The sequence below is a fragment of the Paracidovorax cattleyae genome (genome assembly GCF_900104515.1).
GTDB lineage: Bacteria > Pseudomonadota > Gammaproteobacteria > Burkholderiales > Burkholderiaceae_C > Paracidovorax > Paracidovorax cattleyae.
In genome coordinates, this window is the sequence record NZ_FNJL01000028.1 from 1 (window position 1) to 18,452 (window position 18,452).

18 protein-coding genes and 1 pseudogene are annotated in these 18,452 nt (G+C 68.9%); 12 read left to right on the forward strand and 7 right to left on the reverse strand.

Translation table 11 applies throughout. The annotated features are described in order from the left end of the window. From BLR05_RS19535 to gntR, 3 genes and pseudogenes are all read right to left on the reverse strand, one after another. Positions 1-293 (reverse strand): transposase (locus tag BLR05_RS19535; protein WP_167361160.1); only part of this gene is annotated, 293 nt, incomplete at its 3' end. A 70-nt stretch (positions 294-363) separates the two neighbouring features. Beyond that, positions 364-625 (reverse strand): annotated as a pseudogene (locus BLR05_RS19540) (transposase); the annotation flags it as partial. 149 nt (positions 626-774) lie between these two features. Next, a complete protein-coding gene (gene gntR / locus BLR05_RS19545) occupies positions 775-1,815 on the reverse strand; it encodes an HTH-type transcriptional regulator GntR (RefSeq protein WP_092837679.1) in 1,041 nt (346 codons plus the stop codon). Between the two features lie 145 nt (positions 1,816-1,960). On the opposite strand from gntR, the gene BLR05_RS19550 reads away from it, so the two are divergent. The 7 genes from BLR05_RS19550 to BLR05_RS19580 all read left to right on the forward strand — a co-directional run bounded on the left by BLR05_RS19550 (position 1,961) and on the right by BLR05_RS19580 (position 8,412). After that, the gene (locus BLR05_RS19550) at positions 1,961-2,581 is read left to right on the forward strand and encodes a gluconokinase (protein ID WP_092837682.1); all 621 of its coding nucleotides are present in this window, start codon (positions 1,961-1,963) and stop codon (positions 2,579-2,581) included. Next, positions 2,578-3,099, forward strand: a complete 522-nt coding sequence (locus BLR05_RS19555) for a TRAP transporter small permease (RefSeq protein ID WP_092837685.1) — start codon at positions 2,578-2,580, stop codon at positions 3,097-3,099. The genes BLR05_RS19550 and BLR05_RS19555 overlap by 4 nt, the downstream gene beginning before the upstream one ends. A 12-nt stretch (positions 3,100-3,111) precedes the next feature. Then, on the forward strand, positions 3,112-4,392 hold the full coding sequence (locus tag BLR05_RS19560; protein ID WP_092837688.1) for a TRAP transporter large permease: 1,281 nt from the start codon (positions 3,112-3,114) through the stop codon (positions 4,390-4,392). 42 nt (positions 4,393-4,434) lie between these two features. Continuing rightward, the gene (locus tag BLR05_RS19565; protein ID WP_092837691.1) at positions 4,435-5,451 is read left to right on the forward strand and encodes a TRAP transporter substrate-binding protein; all 1,017 of its coding nucleotides are present in this window, start codon (positions 4,435-4,437) and stop codon (positions 5,449-5,451) included. Between the two features lie 200 nt (positions 5,452-5,651). Further along, complete coding sequence (edd, locus tag BLR05_RS19570) at positions 5,652-7,505, forward strand: phosphogluconate dehydratase (protein ID WP_092837694.1); 1,854 nt, start codon at positions 5,652-5,654, stop codon at positions 7,503-7,505. Beyond that, on the forward strand, positions 7,496-8,149 hold the full coding sequence (gene eda, locus BLR05_RS19575) for a bifunctional 4-hydroxy-2-oxoglutarate aldolase/2-dehydro-3-deoxy-phosphogluconate aldolase (RefSeq protein WP_092837697.1): 654 nt from the start codon (positions 7,496-7,498) through the stop codon (positions 8,147-8,149). Before edd ends, eda begins: the two co-directional genes overlap by 10 nt. Before the next feature lie 50 nt (positions 8,150-8,199). After that, positions 8,200-8,412 (forward strand): hypothetical protein, encoded by a 213-nt coding sequence (locus BLR05_RS19580; RefSeq protein WP_092837863.1) that lies wholly within the window; start codon positions 8,200-8,202, stop codon positions 8,410-8,412. 28 nt (positions 8,413-8,440) lie between these two features. Here BLR05_RS19580 and gloA read toward each other — a convergent pair whose 3' ends face one another. The 3 genes from gloA to BLR05_RS19595 are packed head-to-tail and all read right to left on the reverse strand — an operon-like array spanning position 8,441 to position 11,130. Continuing rightward, complete coding sequence (gene gloA / locus BLR05_RS19585) at positions 8,441-8,857, reverse strand: lactoylglutathione lyase (RefSeq protein WP_092837700.1); 417 nt, start codon at positions 8,855-8,857, stop codon at positions 8,441-8,443. 35 nt (positions 8,858-8,892) lie between these two features. After that, entirely contained in the window at positions 8,893-9,702 is an 810-nt protein-coding gene (locus BLR05_RS19590; RefSeq protein WP_225978868.1) for an SDR family NAD(P)-dependent oxidoreductase, read from the reverse strand. Between the two features lie 18 nt (positions 9,703-9,720). Continuing rightward, a complete protein-coding gene (locus BLR05_RS19595; protein ID WP_092837706.1) occupies positions 9,721-11,130 on the reverse strand; it encodes a short-chain fatty acyl-CoA regulator family protein in 1,410 nt (469 codons plus the stop codon). Between the two features lie 109 nt (positions 11,131-11,239). On the opposite strand from BLR05_RS19595, the gene BLR05_RS19600 reads away from it, so the two are divergent. From BLR05_RS19600 to BLR05_RS19620, 5 genes are read left to right on the forward strand one after another with little or no spacing between them, the layout of a single operon-like run. Further along, positions 11,240-11,638 (forward strand): acyl-CoA thioesterase, encoded by a 399-nt coding sequence (locus BLR05_RS19600; protein WP_092837709.1) that lies wholly within the window; start codon positions 11,240-11,242, stop codon positions 11,636-11,638. Then, positions 11,635-12,804, forward strand: coding sequence for a bifunctional 2-methylcitrate synthase/citrate synthase (gene prpC, locus BLR05_RS19605; protein WP_092837712.1), 1,170 nt, complete (start codon positions 11,635-11,637; stop codon positions 12,802-12,804). The genes BLR05_RS19600 and prpC overlap by 4 nt, the downstream gene beginning before the upstream one ends. Positions 12,805-12,850: 46 nt before the next feature. Further along, entirely contained in the window at positions 12,851-15,481 is a 2,631-nt protein-coding gene (acnD, locus tag BLR05_RS19610) for a Fe/S-dependent 2-methylisocitrate dehydratase AcnD (protein WP_092837866.1), read from the forward strand. Then, positions 15,482-16,678, forward strand: a complete 1,197-nt coding sequence (gene prpF, locus BLR05_RS19615; protein ID WP_092837715.1) for a 2-methylaconitate cis-trans isomerase PrpF — start codon at positions 15,482-15,484, stop codon at positions 16,676-16,678. A 19-nt stretch (positions 16,679-16,697) separates the two neighbouring features. Then, positions 16,698-17,558, forward strand: coding sequence for an isocitrate lyase/PEP mutase family protein (locus tag BLR05_RS19620; protein ID WP_092837718.1), 861 nt, complete (start codon positions 16,698-16,700; stop codon positions 17,556-17,558). On the opposite strand, the gene BLR05_RS19625 is transcribed toward BLR05_RS19620, so the two are convergent. After that, complete coding sequence (locus tag BLR05_RS19625; protein WP_092837721.1) at positions 17,549-18,442, reverse strand: LysR family transcriptional regulator; 894 nt, start codon at positions 18,440-18,442, stop codon at positions 17,549-17,551. The genes BLR05_RS19620 and BLR05_RS19625 overlap by 10 nt on opposite strands. Positions 18,443-18,452: the final 10 nt, after the last annotated feature.

Below are 18,452 nucleotides of genomic sequence, written 5' to 3' on the forward strand. Positions count from 1 at the left end.
GCCCGCCCCGAGAGCCCCGCGAACTCCCGGTACAGCGGGCGTTCGTGCAGTTCCTCCTCCATGGCCGGGTCGCTCAGGTTCCACCACAGTTGCAGGCAGTGGATGCGCAGCATCGTCTCCACGGCGAACGGCGGGCGTCCACCCAGTGCCTGGTGCGCTCCGCGCGCATGCGGCTGGATCAGTGCCACCAGCGCCGCCCACGGCACCACCCGGTTCATCTCTTCAAGGAAGATCTCCTTGCGGGTCTTCTTGGGCAGGGGATCGAACCCCAGCATCTGCTGCTCTTGCGTCATGCCCGCCATCTTGCCTGCTGCTCACTGCACCCGCCAGTCCGTGATGGGGTTTTGCAGACCTTCCCTAGCGCTTTACCCCGAAGCCGATCTTGAGGGCTTTGAGATCCAGATGGGCCTCGGCCAGCAGCTTCTTGAGCCGGGCATTCTCGACCTCCAGCTCCTTCAGGCGCCGGGCTTCCTCGGCATTCATGCCGCCGTACTTGGCTCGCCACTTGTAGAACGTGGGCTCGCTGAACCCGCCCTGCCGACAGACCTCCTTGACCGCCGGGCCCGCCTCAGCCTGCTTCAGGAAACCGATGATCTGCTGCTGCCGTGAATCGACTCTTCCTCATGTCCGTCATTCTCCAAGTTGACGGACCTCACTTCCATTCAGTTGGTACGGCTAGAGGGGAGCACGTCACTCTGCCCAGCGGGGCAGTTGATTCGACCTGGACTGATATCCTGCCGTCGCCAGCAACATCTTGGCCGCGCCCAAACCTAATCAGGTGCTGCCGCGCACGACAAGTTCGTAGTCAAGAGACACGCAGTGCCGTGCGGGCGGTATCCCGTGCATCAACCCCAGCAGCATGGCGGCGCCGGCGCAGCCTACCTCGCCGCGCGGGGTGCGCACGGTGGTGAGGGGCGGCACCATCTGGTCGCTGCCGGCCAGGTCGTTGAAGCCGGCCACCGCCACCCGGTCCGGCACCGGCACGCCGCAGCGGCTCGCGGCCAGCAGGCCGCCCTGGGCGATATCGTCGTTGCAGAAGAAGATCGCATCCACGTCCGGAACGCGCCGCAGCGTTTCCTCGAAGAGGCGTGCTCCGAGCCCGATGGAAGAGCCCTCGGGGCTCAGCGTTTCCAGCAGCGGGTCGTAGAGCCCGGCCTCGCGCAGCGTGCGGCGGTAGCCCTCGGAGCGCTGCAGCGTGCGCGGGTCGAGCTGGGCGGCGCAGAACGCGATGCGCCGCCGGCCGCGCTCCAGCAGGTGGCGCGTGATGGCGGCGCCCGCTTCCAGCTGGGAGAAGCCCACGCAGTGCACACCCGGCGCATCGCTGGTTTCCATGAGATGCACGCACGGCACGCCGCTGCGCGCGATCAACTGCCGGGACGCCTCGCTGCGGTCGAAGCCGGTCACCAGCAGGCCCGCGGGCCGGTGGGGCAGGTAGGTGCGCAGCAGCACCTCTTCCTCGGCCGCGTCGTAGTGGGTCACGCCGATCAGCGGCAGGAAGCCCTGCGGGAACAGGGTGCGGTGCACGGCTTCCAGCAGGTCCACGAACAGCGTGTTCGACAGCATGGGCACCAGCACGAGTACCTGGGTGGTGCGCTGCGAGGCGAGGGCGCGCGCGGCCGGGTCGGGCACATAGCCCAGTTCCTGCGCGGCGGCCTGCACGCGCTCGGCCAGGGCCGGGTCCACGCTGCGCTCGCGGCGCAGGGCGCGGGACACGGTGATCGGGCTCACGCCGGCCAGCCGGGCCACGTCGTCCAGGGTGACGCGTCCGCTGGCGCGGCGGGCCCGTCGGGGGCGGGGCAGGGCGGAATCGTTCAAGGGTTAATCCGGATCGGTCTGCGTGCCATTGTGTTCTAGGATAGCGCTATCTTGCTCAGGGTTAACGACAGGGCAAGGCGGTTTATCTCATCCATTCGACGGAGACGACGCGGCAGGCTTCCAAAAAGAGGCCTCCGCGATTTTTATGAACTCAACGGATAGCGCTATCCAGAGCAGACACCTGCCCGCCGTGGTGGTGATGGGCGTCTCCGGCTGCGGCAAGTCCAGCGTTGCAGCCGAGGCCGCCGCGCTGCTGGGCTGGACCCTGCACGAAGGCGACGCCTACCATTCCCCCGAGAGCGTCGCCAAGATGCGCTCGGGCCAGCCGCTCACCGACGAGGACCGGGCCGGCTGGCTGGACCGGCTCGCCGGCCTGCTGGCGCATGCCGTCCACCCCAGCGATGGGGCGGAGCAGGGGGGCATCGTGCTGACCTGCTCGGCCCTGCGCCGCCGCTATCGCGACCCCCTGCGCGCCGCCGCGCCAGGGCTGCGCTTCGCCTTCCTGGAGCTGGACTACGACCAGGCGCTCGCGCGGGTCAGCCACCGGCCGGGACACTTCTTCTCGCCCACGCTCGTGGCCGACCAGTTCGCCACGCTGGAATCGCCGCGCGGCGAACCCGGCGTGCTGGCGCTGGACGCCACGCGCCCCATCCACGACCTGGGCAGCGCCATCGCGCACTGGATGGGCGGCGACAGCGCGGCCGCCCCGAATTCCCATACCACCGGCGCTTCGTCCGCGCCGGCCTCTTCCGGAGACACCCCATGAACGACCACCCCGGCGCGGGCGCACCCGCGCGGCGCAAACCGGCGCTCCAGCGCATCGCGGAACATTGCATGGTGGCGGCCCTGGCCGGCATGGTCGTGGCCGTGTTCGTGAACGTGGTGCTGCGCTATGCGTTCGGCACCAGCATCGTCTCGTACGAGGAAATCTCCCGGCTGCTGTTCGTCTGGCTGGTGGCCGTGGGCTCCATCGTGGCCGCCTTCGAAGGCAAGCACCTGGGCTTCGACATGCTCACCGCGCGCCTCGCGGGCGCGCCGCGCAAGGCGCTGTTCCGGGTGAGCCAGGCTCTGGTGGCGCTGTGCATGGTGCTGCTGCTCAAGGGGTCGTGGGAACAGGTGGTGGCAGGCATGGAGAGCTACAGCACCGTGCTGGGCTACCCGCTGGCGCTGGGCGCCGCCGCCACCCTCGTGCTGGCGGCCGGACTGCTGGTGGCCCTGGTGCTCGAACTCGTGCGTGGCCGCCCCGCCGGCGACGATGCGGGCGGCGACGCCACGATCGAGTGAAGGAGCCGTCCCATGGTCGTCACCCTCATCTTCCTGGGCGTGCTCATCGGCGGCATGGCCATCGGCATGCCGATCGCCCAGGCGCTGATACTCACCGGTGTCGCCCTGATGTGGCACCTGGACTTCTTCGATTCCCAGTTGCTGGCGCAGAACCTGCAGGCGGGCTTCGACAACTTTCCGCTGCTGGCGGTGCCGTTCTTCATCCTGGCCGGCGAGCTGATGAACGCGGGCGGGCTCTCGCGCCGCATCATCGATCTGGCGCGCGCCTTCGTCGGCCACATCCGCGGCGGCCTGGGCTTCGTGGCCATCGGCGCGGCAGTGCTGCTCGCGTCGATGAGCGGCTCGGCCATCGCCGACACGGCGGCGCTCGCCACCATCCTGCTGCCCATGATGCGCCAGCAGAACTACCCGGCCAGCTACAGCGCCGGCCTGCTGGCCTCCGGAGGCATCATCGCGCCGATCATCCCGCCCTCGATGCCGTTCGTGATCTACGGCGTGACCACCAACACCTCCATCAGCAAGCTCTTCCTGGCGGGCGTGTTCCCGGGCCTGATGATGGGCGTCTTCCTCATCCTCGCCTGGTGGTGGATCGCCCGCAAGCACCAGCTGCCGGCCATGGAGCGCGTGGCCTGGGGGGCGCGCCTGCGCGCGCTGCTGCACAGCTTCTGGGCCATGATGATGCCGGTCATCATCCTGGGCGGGCTCAAGGGCGGCATCTTCACGCCCACCGAGGCCGCCGTGGTGGCTGCGGTGTATGCGCTCATCGTCTCGATGTTCGTCTATCGCGAAATGAGCTGGGCCCGGCTCTACGAGGTCTTTCTGGCTGCGGGCAAGACCACCGCGGTGGTGATGTTCCTCTGCGGCGCGGCCACCGTCACCGCCTACATGATCACCCTGGCCGACCTGCCCAACCTGCTGGCCGACAGCTTCGCGGGCGTGATGGGCCACCCCGTGCTGTTCATGGCGCTCATGATGCTGTTCCTGCTGGTGGTGGGCACGGCCATGGACCTCACGCCCACCATCCTGATCTTCGGCCCCGTGTGCGTGCCGCTCGCCGTCAAGGCCGGCATCGATCCGGTGTACTTCGGCTTCATGTTCATCTATGTGGGATGCATCGGCCTCATCACGCCGCCCGTGGGCACCGTGCAGAACGTGGTGGCCGGCGTGGGCCGGCTGCGCATGGAGACCGTCATCCGCGGCACCACGCCGTTCCTGCTGGTGTACGTGCTGCTGCTGATCCTCTTCGTGCTTTTCCCGCAGATGGTGACCGGGCCACTGCGCTGGCTCCACTGAGCCGTATTCCGCATCCCTTCCATTCATTCCAGGAGACAAACCATGCGCATCCGTTTCGCCCTCGCCACGCTCGTGGCCGCCATCGCCGCCAGCGGCGCGTCTGTCGCCCAGGCCCAGGATTTCAAGCCGCGTATCGTGCGCTTCGGCTTCGGCCTGGTGGACAACTCCAACCAGGGCCGCGCCGTGCGCTTCTTCGCCCAGGAAGTCGAGAAGGCCACGGGCGGCAAGATGAAAGTGCGCGCCATCGGCAACGCCTCGCTGGGCTCGGACACGCAGATGCAGCAGGCGCTCATCGGCGGCGCGCAGGAGATGATGGTGGGCTCCACCGCCACCCTGGTCGGCATCGTGCCCGAGATGGCCGTCTGGGATACGCCCTTCCTCTTCGCCAACGTGAAGGAGGCCGACGCGGTGCTCGACGGCCCCGTGGGCGAGAAGGTGAAGGCCAGGCTCGAACCCAAGGGCATGGTCGGCCTGGTCTATTGGGAGAACGGTTTCCGCAACCTCACCAACAGCAAGCGTCCCGTCACCAAACTGGAAGACATGGGCGACATCAAGCTGCGCGTGATGCAGAACAACGTATTCCTCGACAGCTTCAAGGCCCTGGGCGCCAACGCCGTGCCGCTGCCGTTCTCCGAGCTGTTCACCGCACTGGAGACGCGCGCCGTCGATGGCCAGGAGAACCCGTTCAACACCGTGGTGTCGAGCAAGTTCTACGAAGTGCAGAAGTACCTCACCGTCACCAACCACGTCTACAGCCCGTGGATCGTCACGGTGAGCAAGAAGTGGTGGGACACCCTCAGCCCCGCCGAGAAGAAGGTGCTGCAGGACGCCGCCGTGAAGAGCCGCGACTTCGAACGCAAGGACACGCGCGAGGAAGCCGCCCAGGCCCTGGCCGACCTGAAGGCCAAGGGCATGCAGGTCAACGAACTGCCCGCAGCCGAAGCCAACCGCATGCGCGATAAGCTCACCTCGGTGAACGCCGGCATCGCCAAGTCCGTGGGCCAGGAAACCTGGGACGCGGTGCAGGCGGCCGTCAAGCAGGCCCGCGGCGGCCAGTAAGGCGCAGCGGCGTGGGCGGGGAAAGGCGCGCACGAGCTGGTCGCACGTTGCGGCCGCATGCGGCCGCGGCCATCGCACCGGCCTACACTCGCGGGTCATACGAAAGGCGTACGATTCCTGGCAGGGGAGCCGCGGCCCCTCGCACGTTTTCCCGTCCCCTTCCCACGTCGATCCTGCAAGGCACCGCCCCACACACCGCCATGCCACTCCACGATACCGTCCACTCCGTCACCGAACGCATCCGCGAGCGCAGCGCGCCCACGCGCGCGGCCTACCTCGCCCAGCTCGATGCCCATGCGCAGCGCGACCGCGGCGCCGACCGCCTGGGTTGCGCCAACGTCGCCCACGCCTTCGCGGGCATGCCGGGCAACGACAAGTTCCGCGTCGTCGCCGAGCGCGCGCGCAACATCGGCATCGTCAATGCCTACAACGACATGCTATCGGCCCACGCGCCGCTGCGCCACTATCCCGACCTCATCAAGGACGTCGCCCGGCAACACGGCGCCACGGCCCAGGTGGCCGGTGGTGTGCCGGCCATGTGCGACGGCGTCACGCAGGGCACGCCCGGCATGGAGCTGTCGCTCTTCAGCCGCGACGTGATCGCGATGGCTACGGCTGTCTCGCTCTCCCACGACGTCTATGACGCCGCGTTGATGCTGGGCGTGTGCGACAAGATCGTTCCCGGCCTGCTGATCGGCGCGCTGCACTTCGGCCACCTGCCCACGGTGTTCGTGCCGGCCGGGCCGATGACCTCGGGCCTGTCCAACAATGCCAAGGCCAAGGTGCGCGAGCAGGCCGCGCAGGGCCTGGTCGGCCGCGATGAGCTGCTGGCCGCCGAATCCGCGGCCTACCACGGCGAGGGCACCTGCACCTTCTACGGCACGGCCAACAGCAACCAGATGCTGATGGAGGCCATGGGCCTGCATGTGCCCGGCACCGCTTTCGTGAACCCCGGCGAGGCGCTGCGCACCGAACTCACCCGAGAGGCCGCCCGCGCCGTGCTCGGCCAGCCCGGCGCGCCGTGCGCGCCCATCGGCCGCATCGTGGACGAGCGCTGCATCGTCAACGCCATGGCGGCGCTGCTGGCCACCGGCGGCTCCACCAACCACCTGATCCACTGGGTGGCTGTGGCCCGCGCCGCGGGCATCGCCATCGGCTGGGACGATTTCGCGGCCCTGTCGGCCGTCGTGCCGCTGCTGGCGCGCGTCTATCCCAACGGCAGCGCCGACGTGAACCAGTTCCAGGCCGCGGGCGGCCCGGGCTATGTGATCCGCGAACTGCTGGACGCCGGCCTGATGCACGAGGATGTGCTCACCGTGCGGCCCGGCGGCCTGCGCGAATACACCCGGCTGCCGGTGGAAGACGCCGCCGCGCCCGGAGCAGGGCGGCTGTCGTGGGCGCCCATCGGTGCCAGCGGCGACGACGGCGTGCTGCGCCCCGCGGACGCACCGTTCAGCCCGACCGGCGGCCTCAAGCTGCTCGAAGGCAACCTGGGCCGCAGCGTGATCAAGGTGTCCGCCGTGCCGGAAGACCGGCACGTGGTCGAGGCGCCCGCGCGCGTCTTCGGATCGCAGGCCGAACTGCAGAAGGCGTTCCAGGCCGGCGAGCTGGACCGGGCCTGCGAATCGCACCCGTCGCACGGGCTGGTCTGCGTGGTGCGCTGGCAGGGCCCGCGCGCCAACGGCATGCCCGAGCTGCACAAGCTGACGCCGCCGCTGGCGGTGCTGCAGGGCAAGGGCTACCGCGTGGCGCTGGTCACCGACGGCCGCATGAGCGGTGCGTCCGGCAAGGTGCCTGCCGCCATCCACGTCTCGCCCGAGGCCCTGGCGGGCGGCCCGCTGGCACGCCTGCGCGATGGCGACCTGGTGCGGCTCGACGCCGTGGCCGGCACGCTGAACGCGCTGGTGGAACCCGCGGAGTGGGCGGCGCGCGAGCCGGCCACCCGGCCCGATGAACTGGCCCGGGCCGACGCCCACGGCTGGGGCCGCGAACTGTTTGCCGGATTCCGGCGCAATGCGCTCAGCGCGGAAGAAGGAGCCTGCACATGGCTGTGAACGAACGCAATGCTTTGACCGCGCAGGACGTGATGCGCGACGCACCGGTGATCCCGGTCATCGTGCTGACCGACGTGGCGCATGCCGTGCCCATGGCCCGCGCGCTGGTGGCCGGCGGCATCCGCATGCTGGAGGTGACGCTGCGCACGCCCCAGGCCCTGGCCTGCATGGAAGCCATCGCCAAAGACGTGCCCGAGGCCGTGGTCGGCGCCGGCACGGTGCGCAGCGCGGCCGATGCCCAGGCGGCCGCCCGGGCGGGCGCGCGCTTCGCCGTGAGCCCTGGCTTCACGCCCGCCGTGGGCCGCGCCTGCCGCGACCTGGGCCTGCCGCTGCTGCCCGGCGTGGCCACCGGCAGCGAGATCATGATGGCGCAGGAAGAGGGTTTCAACGCCCTGAAGTTCTTCCCCGCCGTGCAGGCCGGCGGCCTCGCCATGCTCAAGGCATGGCAGGGCCCCTTCGGCGACGTGGTGTTCTGCCCGACGGGCGGCATCCAGCCGAGCAATGCGGCGGACTTCCTGGCGCTGGGCAATGTGGCGTGCGTGGGCGGCTCGTGGCTGGTGCCCGGCGACGCGCTGGCCGCGGGCGACTGGGCGGGCGTCACCGAACTGGCCCGGGCCGCCGCGGCATTGCGTCCGGCACGCTGACGGCAGGAAAGGAAATGTCGCCGGCCCGCGCGGTTGGCGATACTGTCGCCATGAAAACCATCGACGAGATGCTCAACCTCGAGCTGCTCACCCCCGAGCAGCACCACCAGATCGACGCCTGGATCGCCCAGGCCGATTCGCCGGAGGACATCCTGCGCATGCCGGCGCCGCTCTGGCAGGCGGTCGAGCGCGCCAGCGAGGCGATGGGGGTCAATGCGGATCTGCTGCGTCCGCCGGCACTCGACGCGGGGCGCACCCTGTAAAGCGTGCCCCGAGGCTTCAAGGACCGTTTCAGCGCAAGCCGGTGCCGGCGCCCACGTCGCTCTTGCGTTCGATCAGCTCGATCTTGTAGCCGTCCGGGTCCGTCACGAAGGCGATCACCGTCGAGCCGCCCTTGACCGGCCCGGCCTCGCGCGTGACGTTGCCGCCCGCGGCCTTGATCTTCTCGCAGGCGGCGTAGGCGTCCGGCACGCCCAGGGCGATGTGGCCATAGGCCGAGCCCATGTCGTAGCTCTCGGTGCCCCAGTTGTAGGTGAGTTCGATCTCGGCCTGGCCCGGGTTGCCGCCGTCGAAGCCCAGGAACGCCAGCGAGTACTTGTACTCGGGGTTCTCGGACGTGCGCAGCAGTTGCATGCCGAGCACCTGGGTGTAGAAATCAATCGAGCGCTGGAGGTTGCCAACGCGCAGCATCGTGTGGAGGAATCGCATGCGCCGATTGTGCCGCGAGATCGACAACCCGGCGCTCAGCCCCCCACGGGTACGGTGTAGTTGAGCGTCATGCGACCGCCATCCACCGTGACGATCTCGCCCGTCACATAGCTGGCGGCGTCGCTGGCCAGCCAGGCCACCACGTCGGCGATTTCGCCGGGCTCGCCCAGCCGGCCCATGGGCGTGCGGCTCATGATGCGGGCGCGGGCCTCGTCGCTGGTGAGCACGGCCTGCGCGGCCAGTTCCGTCGCGATGGTGCCCGGCGCCACCGCATTCACCCGCACGCCGCGGCCGGCCAGCGCCAGGGCCATCACGCGCGTGAGCTGGTTGATGCCGCCCTTGCTCACGTTGTAGCTGGCGATCGTGGGGATGGCCAGCACGCCGTTCACCGAGCTCATGTTCACGATGGCACCGCGGCCCGCCGCCGTCATCGCGCGGGCCACCGCCTGGCCCACCAGGAAGGAGCCTTTGAGGTTCACGCGCAGCACCGCGTCGAAGTCCTCCTCGCTCACTTCCAGGAAATCCGCCGCCCGGAAGATGCCGGCGTTGTTCACCAGCACGTCGATGCGGCCGTGGGCCTCCAGCACGCGGGCGACCAGCCCGTCCACCTGGGCCTTGTCGCCCACGTCGCAGCGTAGGTACAACGCCTGCGGAAGCTCCGCGGCCAGGGCGCTGCCGCGCGCGTCGTCCACGTCGGCGACGACCACCCGCGCGCCTTCGCGGGCGAAGCGCCGCGCGCAGGCTTCGCCGATGCCCTGGGCGCCTCCGGTGACGATGCAGACGCGGTCCGCGTGGCCGAAGGAGACCGCGCCGGGAAGGGAAGGGGGCATGGAGGAAAGTTGCATGGCGCGATGGTAGCGGGCTCAGCCCGCGAACCCGTAGGGTGCGAACCGGCTGTGGTGTTCGTCCACCTTCAGCGCGCGGCCCAGGTACGGGAACGCGCGCTGGGGGCAGGCTTCGCGCTCGCATACCTTGCATCCCATGCCGATGGGCGTGGCCGCTTCAGCGGCCTGCAGGTCCAGGCCTTTGGCGTACACGAGGCGGGAAGCATGCCGTATGTCGCAGCCGAGCCCGATGGAAAAAGCCTGGCGCGGCGAGCCGTAGCCGTGCTGCCCGCGCGAGACCGTGCGTGCGATCCAGAGGTAGCGCCGGCCGTCCGGCATGGCCGAGAGCTGGGCCAGGATGCGCCCGGGCTGGCCGAAGGCCTCGTACACGTTCCACAGCGGGCAGGTGCCGCCCGTGCGGCTGAAATGGAAATGCGTGGCCGATTGCCGCTTGGAGATGTTGCCCGCCCGGTCCACCCGGATGAAGAAGAACGGCACGCCGGGCGCGCCCGGCCGCTGGAGCGTGCTGAGGCGGTGGCAGACGGTCTCGAAGCCGACCTGGAAGTGCTGCTGCAGCAGCTCGATGTCGTAGCGCAGCGCTTCTGCGGCTTCCAGGAAGGGGCCATAGGGCAGGAGCAGGGCGCCAGCGAAGTAATTGGCCAGACCGATGCGGGCCAGCTTGCGCGATGCGGCATCGCCATCGAACCCGGGCGCGCCGGCCAGTTCATCGATGGTGCCGGCCTGCTCCAGCAGCGCCAGTTGGGTGCCCAACTGGAAGGCCCGCTGCGAATCGTCCAGTGCCGCCGCGAGCTGCAGGATCCGGCGCTGCGGAGAAAAGCTGCGCCTGGTCTGTTGCGTGTCGTCCGCCCATTCCACGCGCACGCCGTGCCGGCCGAGCCGCTGGACGAGCCAGTCGGTGAGGCGCCCGCCTGCGGCGTGCGCCCCGGCCGCCAGCGATTCGGCTGCCCGGTCCAGCGCATCGAAATGATTCTGGTGCGCGAAGAAAAAGTCCCGGACCCGCTCGAAGGGCATGGCCACAGGTTCCGCGGCGTCCGAACGCCCGTCCCCGATGCGCAGCGACAGCATCTCGAGGCGCTCCATGGCCTCGAGATGGCGGTGGTGCAGGGCCAGCACGGCGCGCCCGAGCGCCGGCATTTGCGCCGCGACCTCCTGCAGTTCGGGCAGCGCGACCGGCTCCGCGGCGCCCGCGAGCGCCTGCCGGAGCCCGGCCACCAGCCGCGCCTCCTCGTCCTCGGAAAACTCCTGCACATCGACGCCGAGCACTCTGTGAATCTTCAGCAGCACCGACACCGTCAGCGGTCGCTGGTTCTGCTCGATCTGGTTCAGGTAGCTGGGAGAGAGCCCGAGCGCCTGCGCCAGGGCAATTTGCGACAGCCCGCGTTCGGCTCGCAGCTTGCGCAGCTTCACACCCATGAATGTCTTCTTCATCGCGCGTCTTTCAGGAGTTCGCAGTATTCGCAATCGTGGCGATTGCATTCGCAAAAATTCGCTTTTTCAGCCCTGTCATTGGGATGGCATTTTGCGTAAATTGCGAACCATGACAACACCCCAAGGAACGGTCGAGCTGCGGGAACTGGTCCTGCCGGCGCTTGCCAACCACCACGGCACGCTGTTCGCGGGCCAGGGCTTGCAGTTGCTGGCGAAGGCTGCGTTTCTGGCGGCACGCAGCCTTGCACAGCGCGAGGTGGTGATGGCGGGAGTGACCGGCGTGGACTTCCTGGCCCCTGTGGCCGTGGGGCAGCAGCTTCTGCTGCGTGCCTGGGTCAGCCGGATCGGCCGCAGTTCCATGACCGTGTGCGTGACGGGCCTGGCCGACCTGCCGGGCATACCCGCGGAAGAAGTCCTCAAAGGGGTGTTCGCAATGGTCGCGGTGGACACCGCCGGCCGTCCCGCGCCCATCGACCGTTCCTACCTGAACCTGGAGACACAACCATGAGCACCACGACCGCAGAGGCCGGCAATGTCGCCACCTTCAAGCCCAAGAAATCCGTCGCCCTTTCCGGCGTCACCGCCGGCAATACAGCGCTTTGCACCGTCGGCAAGACCGGCAACGACCTGCATTACCGCGGCTACGACATCCTGGACATCGCGGAGGTGTGCGAGTTCGAGGAAATCGCCCACCTGCTGGTGCACGGCACGCTGCCCACGCGCGCCGAACTGAAGGCCTACAAGGCGAAGTTGAAGGCCCTGCGCGGCCTGCCCGATGCCGTGGTCGGGGCGCTGGAGTCGCTGCCCGCCGCGGCCCATCCCATGGACGTGATGCGCACCGGCGTTTCCGTGCTGGGCTGCGTCCTGCCCGAGAAGGACGACCACCACCTGCCCGGGGCCCGCGACATCGCGGACCGGCTCATGGCCTCGCTGGGATCGATGCTGCTCTATTGGTACCACTTCACCCACAACGGCCGGCGCATCGACGTGGAGACCGACGACGACTCCATCGGCGGCCATTTCCTGCACCTGCTGCACGGCGAGAAGCCCGGCGAGGCCTGGGTGCGTGCCATGCACACGTCGCTCAACCTGTATGCCGAGCACGAGTTCAACGCGTCCACGTTCACGTCCCGCGTGATCGCGGGGACGGGCAGCGACATGCATTCGGCCATCGCCGGGGCCATCGGCGCGCTGCGCGGCCCGAAGCACGGTGGGGCCAACGAGGTGGCGTTCGAGATCCAGAAGCGCTACGACAACCCCGACGAGGCGGAAGCCGACATCCGCCGCCGTGTCGAGGCCAGGGAGGTGGTGATCGGCTTCGGCCACCCGGTGTACACGGTGAGCGACCCGCGCAACGTGGTCATCAAGGGCGTGGCCCGGCGGCTCTCGCAGGAGGCAGGCTCGACCAAGATGTACGACATCGCCGAGCGGCTGGAGTCGGTCATGTGGGAAGTGAAGAAGATGTTCCCCAACCTGGACTGGTTCAGTGCCGTGAGCTACCACATGATGGGCGTGCCCACGGCGATGTTCACGCCGCTGTTCGTGATCGCGCGCACCAGCGGCTGGGCCGCGCACGTGATCGAGCAGCGCGTGGACAACAAGATCATCCGGCCCAGCGCCAACTACACCGGTCCGGAGGACCAGAAGTTCGTTCCCATCGACTCGCGCAATTGAGCCTGCCTTCAGGCTCGGGCCTTCCTGGCTTCCGATTTTCCCCATGATGAACAGACAACATCGCAAACCTCTGCCGGGCACGGATCTCGATTACTTCGACGCACGAGAGGCCGTCGAGGCCATCCAGCCGGGCGCCTGGGACGGGCTGCCATATACCGCGCGCGTGCACGCCGAGAACCTCGTGCGCCGCGCCGATCCCGCCCGGCTCGGCGGCTACCTGCGCCAACTGGCGGAGCGCCGGCGCGAGACCGACTTCCCCTGGTTCCCGGTGCGCGTGGTATGCCACGACATCCTGGGCCAGACCGCGCTGGTGGACCTGGCCGGCCTGCGCGACGCGATCGCTGAGCAGGGGGGCGACCCGGCAGCCGTGAACCCGGTCGTGCCGGTGCAACTGGTGGTGGACCACTCACTGGCGGTGGAGTGCGGCGGCTTCGACCCCGACGCCTTCCGCAAGAACCGCGAGATCGAGGAGCGCCGCAACGAGGACCGTTTCCACTTCATCGAATGGACGAAGAAGGCCTTCGCCAACGTCGACGTGATCCCGGCGGGCAACGGCATCATGCACCAGATCAATCTGGAGAAGATGTCGCCGGTCGTGTACGTTCAGGATGGCGTGGCCTTCCCCGACACCTGCGTGGGCACCGACAGCCATACACCGCACGTCGATGCGCTGGGCGTAATCGCCGTCGGCGTGGGCGGTCTGGAGGCCGAAAACGTGATGCTGGGACGTGCCTCCTGGATGCGCCTGCCCGACATCGTGGGCGTGCAGCTCACGGGCCGGCGCCAGCCGGGCATCACTGCCACCGACATCGTGCTGGCGCTGACCGAGTTCCTGCGCAGGGAAAAGGTGGTGGGGGCCTACGTCGAATTCCACGGCGAAGGCGCCGAAAGCCTGTCGGTCGGCGACCGCGCGACCATCTCCAACATGTGCCCCGAGTACGGGGCCACCGCCGCGCTGTTCGCCATCGACGAGCAGACGCTGGACTACCTGCGCCTCACGGGCCGCGACGAACGCCAGGTGCAGCTGGTCGAGACCTATGCCCGGACGGCCGGGTTCTGGGCCGGCAGCCTGCGCGGCGCGCAGTACGAGCGCGTATTGCACTTCGATCTCTCGACCGTCGTGCGCAACATGGCCGGGCCCTCGAACCCGCACCGCCGCCTGCCCACCTCGGCGTTGGTGGACCGCGGCGTCGCCGGCGCCAGCCAGCTCGAGAGGGCCCGCGCCGAGGAGGCCGAGGGCCGGATGCCGGACGGTGCCGTCATCATCGCGGCCATCACCAGTTGTACCAACACCAGCAACCCGCGCAATGTGATCGCCGCCGCGCTGCTGGCGCGCAACGCCAACCGCCTGGGCCTGGTGCGCAAGCCCTGGGTCAAGACTTCGCTCGCGCCCGGATCGAAAGCCGTGGAGCTGTACCTGAAGGAAGCCGGGCTGCTGGGCGACCTGGAGGCACTGGGCTTCGGCATCGTCGCCTTCGCCTGCACGACCTGCAACGGCATGAGCGGCGCCCTCGATCCCCGGATCCAGCAGGAGATCGTCGACCGCGACCTGTACGCCACGGCGGTGCTCTCGGGCAATCGCAACTTCGACGGCCGCATCCATCCCTGTGCGAAGCAGGCTTTCCTCGCCTCGCCGCCGCTGGTGGTGGCCTACGCGATCGCGGGCACGGTGCGCTTCGACATCGAGAACGACGTGCTCGCGGTGGTGGACGGCAATGACATCCGCCTGAAGGACCTCTGGCCCGACGACGAGGAAATCGACGCGATCGTTGCCCGGGCCGTCAAGCCCGGGCAGTTCCGTGCCGTCTATGAACCCATGTTCGCGATCCGCGTGGACGATGGCAAAAAGGCTGCGCCGCAGTACGATTGGCGCCCCCAGTCCACCTACATCCGCCGTCCGCCGTACTGGGACACGGAGGGCGTGGGCGCATTGGCGGCCTTCCCGCGCACGCTCAAGGGCATGCGCCCGCTGGCGCTGCTGCCGGACAACGTCACGACGGATCACCTGTCGCCGTCGAACGCCATCCTGCCGGACAGCGCGGCCGGCGAGTACCTGCGCCAGATGGGCCTGCCCGAGGAAGACTTCAACTCCTATGCGACACACCGGGGGGACCACCTCACGGCCCTGCGCGCCACCTTCGCCAATCCGCAGCTCGTCAACGAGATGGCGGTGGTCGGCGGCCAGGTCCGACAGGGTTCGCTGGCCCGCATCGAACCCGACGGCCGGGTGACACGGATGTGGGAGGCCATCGAGACCTATCTGAACCGCCGCCAGCCGCTGATCATCATTGCGGGTGCCGACTACGGCCAGGGGTCGAGCCGCGACTGGGCCGCCAAGGGCGTGCGCCTGGCGGGCGTGGAGACGGTGGTGGCCGAAGGCTTCGAGCGCATCCACCGCACCAACCTGATCGGCATGGGCGTGCTGCCGCTGGAATTCAAGCCGGGCGTGAACCGCCTCACGCTGGGCCTGGACGGCACCGAGACCTACGACGTGGCCGGCAAACGCAGCCCGCGCGCCGAGCTCATGCTGGTCATCCACCGCAGGAATGGCGAGACGGTGCAGGTGTCCGTGACCTGCCGGCTGGATACGGCCGAGGAAGCCTCGGTGTATGAAGCGGGCGGGGTCCTGCAGCGCTTCGCGCAGGACTTTCTCGCGAACCAACCCACAGGAGCGTAGATGGCTTTCGCACCGCAGATCAGGATTCCCGCCACCTATATGCGTGGCGGCACCAGCAAGGGTGTGTTCTTCCGCCTGCAGGACCTGCCCGAGGCCGCCCGGCAACCCGGCGCCGCCCGCGACGCGCTGCTGCTGCGCGTGATCGGCAGCCCCGACCCCTACGGCAAGCAGATCGACGGCATGGGCGGGGCCAGCTCGTCCACCTCCAAGGCAGTGATCCTCGCGCCATCATCGCGGCCCGGCCACGATGTGGACTACCTGTTCGGGCAGGTCTCCATCGACAGTGCCTTCGTGGACTGGAGCGGCAATTGCGGCAACCTGTCGGCTGCCGTCGGCCCTTTCGCGATCGCGAGCGGGCTGATCGCCCAGGCGCGCATCCCGGAAAACGGGGCATGCACCGTGCGGATCTGGCAGGCCAACATCGGCAAGACCATCGTGGCGCATGTGCCCATCGCCCATGGGCAGGTACGGGAGACGGGCGGGTTCGAGCTGGACGGCGTGACCTTCCCGGCGGCCGAAATACCCATCGAATTCCTGGATCCGGCGGACGAGGGGGGAGAAGGAGGGGAGGGCGGCGCCATGTTCCCGACCGGCAATGTGGTGGACGACCTGGATGTGCCGGGCGTGGGCACCTTCCGCGCCACGCTCATCAACGCGGGCATTCCCACCATCTTCCTGAACGCGCAGGACATCGGCTGCACCGGCAGGGAGTTGCAGGGCGCGATCAACGAGGACAAGGCCGCGCTGGCGCGCTTCGAGCGCATCCGCGCCTGGGGCGCCGTGAAGATGGGCCTCATCAAGGACGTGAACGAGGCCGCGACACGCCAGCACACACCGAAGATCGCTTTCGTGGCGCCGCCCGCGGACTACGTGGCGTCCAGCGGCAAGCCCGTGCAGGCGGGAGAGGTGGACCTGCTGGTGCGGGCCCTGTCCATGGGCCGGCTGCACCACGCCATGATGGGCACGGCGGCCGTGGCCATCGGCGCGGCGGCGGCCGTGCCCGGCACGCTGGTCCACCTGGCCGCCGGCGGCGGCACGCGCAATGCGGTCCGTTTCGGCCATCCTTCCGGCACGCTGCGCGTGGGGGCCGAGGCCCGGCAGGATAACGGCCAATGGACGGTCACCAAGGCCCTCATGAGCCGCAGCGCCCGCGTACTGATGGAAGGCTGGGTGCGACTGCCCGGCGACAGCTTCTGAACCTGCCGGAACACACCTTATGTCCACCCGCAAACAACTCAAGCAACTCGTCGAGGCACGCAGCGGCCTGCTCGTGCCCGGCGCCTTCAACGCGCTCTCTGCCCGGGTGATCGCCGACCTGGGCTTCAAGGCGATCTATGTCACCGGCGCCGGCGTGACCAACATGTGGTTCGGCATGCCCGACCAGGGCTTCATGGGCCTGGCCGAGATCGCCGACCACACGGCCCGCATCCGCGATGCGGTGGAGGTACCGCTGCTCGTGGATGCCGACACCGGCTTCGGCAACGCGCTGAACGTGGTGCACACCGTGCGCACGCTGGAGCGCGCGGGAGCCGACTGCATCCAGCTCGAGGACCAGGTCGCGCCCAAGCGCTGCGGCCATTTCTCGGGCAAGGAGGTGATCGGCACCGAAGAGGCCGTCAGCAAGATCAAGGCCGCCGTCGATGCGCGCCGCGACCCCGACCTGCTCATCATGGCGCGCACCGATGCCGCTGCCACGCACGGGTTCGAGGCCGCCGTGGAGCGCGCTCAGAAATTCGCCGAGGCGGGTGCGGACATCCTGTTCGTCGAGGCCGTGACGCAGGCCGAAGAGGTGCGCGCGCTGCCGCGACGCCTGTCCAAACCCCAGCTCATGAACATGGTGATCGGCGGCCGGACGCCCATCTTCGACGCCGGGCAACTGGGCGAGATGGGCTTCGGCATCGTCCTCTACGCCAACGCCGCCCTGCAGGGCGCCGTGGCAGGCATGCAGAAGGCCCTGACAGTGCTGCGCGACGAACGGGAAGTGCAGGAATCGGGCGGACTCGTCACCCCGTTCGCCGAGCGCCAGCGCCTGGTGGGCAAGCCCGAATGGGATGCGCTGGAGAAGCGCTACACCTGAACGGCAGGCTGGCGCGCCAGTTCGATGAAGGCCCGGACATAGTCGATGGCGGTTTCTGCCTCGCGCGCGCCCAGGAAGATCTGCTTGGCGATGCCGCGCGCCCCCAGCCGCACGGGCACCACGTCCATCCTGGCCGCGTATTCCTCGACCAGCCAGCGCGGCAGGGCGGCCACGCCGCGGCCGCTGGCCACCATCTGCAACATGATGTCGGTGGTCTCGATGGCCTTGTGGCGCCGGGGCGTGACGCCCGCCGGCAGCAGGAACTGGTTGTAGATGTCCAGGCGCTCGATATCCACCGGGTAGCTGATGAGCACCTCCCCGGTCAGTTGCTGCGGTTTCACCCAGGCCGCCGAAGCCAGGGGATGGTTCCCGGCCACGACCAGCACCTGCTCGTAGTCGAACACGGGCTCGAACTTCAGGCCGGGCTTGTACAGCGGATCGGGCGTGACCAGCAGGTCGATCTCGTAGCCGAAGAGGGCGCCGATGCCGCCGAACTGGAACTTCTGCTTGACGTCCACATCGACGTCGGGCCACGCGGCCAGGTAGGGCGAAACCACCTTGAGCAGCCACTGGTAGCAAGGATGGCATTCCATGCCGATGCGCAGCGCGCCGCGCTCGCCCTGCGCGAACTGGCCCAGCCGCTCTTCGGCAAGATGGAGTTGCGGCAGCACCCGGTTGGCCACCGCCAGCAGGTACTGGCCCGCCTGCGTCAGGCGCAGGCTGCGGCCTTCGCGCAGCCAGACATCGGTGCCCAGCTGCTGCTCCAGTTTTTTCATGCTGTGGCTCAGGGCCGACTGGGTGAGGTTCAGCACGCCCGCGGCGGCCGTCAAGGACCCCTGTTTCTCGACCTGCTGGACGATGCTGAGGTGGATGCGCTCAAGCATTTCAATGATC

What these genes read in the sequence shown, in the direction of transcription:
- gloA (WP_092837700.1), bottom strand. Translation starts at nt 8,857, where the DNA reads ATGCGATTCCTCCACACGATGCTGCGCGTTGGCAACCTCCAGCGCTCG.
- eda (WP_092837697.1), top strand. Translation starts at nt 7,496, where the DNA reads ATGGCTGTGAACGAACGCAATGCTTTGACCGCGCAGGACGTGATGCGC.
- prpC (WP_092837712.1), top strand. Translation starts at nt 11,635, where the DNA reads ATGAGCACCACGACCGCAGAGGCCGGCAATGTCGCCACCTTCAAGCCC.
- BLR05_RS19560 (WP_092837688.1), top strand. Translation starts at nt 3,112, where the DNA reads ATGGTCGTCACCCTCATCTTCCTGGGCGTGCTCATCGGCGGCATGGCC.
- BLR05_RS19565 (WP_092837691.1), top strand. Translation starts at nt 4,435, where the DNA reads ATGCGCATCCGTTTCGCCCTCGCCACGCTCGTGGCCGCCATCGCCGCC.
- BLR05_RS19550 (WP_092837682.1), top strand. Translation starts at nt 1,961, where the DNA reads ATGAACTCAACGGATAGCGCTATCCAGAGCAGACACCTGCCCGCCGTG.
- edd (WP_092837694.1), top strand. Translation starts at nt 5,652, where the DNA reads ATGCCACTCCACGATACCGTCCACTCCGTCACCGAACGCATCCGCGAG.
- BLR05_RS19625 (WP_092837721.1), bottom strand. Translation starts at nt 18,442, where the DNA reads ATGCTTGAGCGCATCCACCTCAGCATCGTCCAGCAGGTCGAGAAACAG.
- BLR05_RS19555 (WP_092837685.1), top strand. Translation starts at nt 2,578, where the DNA reads ATGAACGACCACCCCGGCGCGGGCGCACCCGCGCGGCGCAAACCGGCG.
- acnD (WP_092837866.1), top strand. Translation starts at nt 12,851, where the DNA reads ATGAACAGACAACATCGCAAACCTCTGCCGGGCACGGATCTCGATTAC.
- BLR05_RS19620 (WP_092837718.1), top strand. Translation starts at nt 16,698, where the DNA reads ATGTCCACCCGCAAACAACTCAAGCAACTCGTCGAGGCACGCAGCGGC.
- BLR05_RS19580 (WP_092837863.1), top strand. Translation starts at nt 8,200, where the DNA reads ATGAAAACCATCGACGAGATGCTCAACCTCGAGCTGCTCACCCCCGAG.
- prpF (WP_092837715.1), top strand. Translation starts at nt 15,482, where the DNA reads ATGGCTTTCGCACCGCAGATCAGGATTCCCGCCACCTATATGCGTGGC.
- BLR05_RS19590 (WP_225978868.1), bottom strand. Translation starts at nt 9,702, where the DNA reads ATGCAACTTTCCTCCATGCCCCCTTCCCTTCCCGGCGCGGTCTCCTTC.
- BLR05_RS19600 (WP_092837709.1), top strand. Translation starts at nt 11,240, where the DNA reads ATGACAACACCCCAAGGAACGGTCGAGCTGCGGGAACTGGTCCTGCCG.
- BLR05_RS19595 (WP_092837706.1), bottom strand. Translation starts at nt 11,130, where the DNA reads ATGAAGAAGACATTCATGGGTGTGAAGCTGCGCAAGCTGCGAGCCGAA.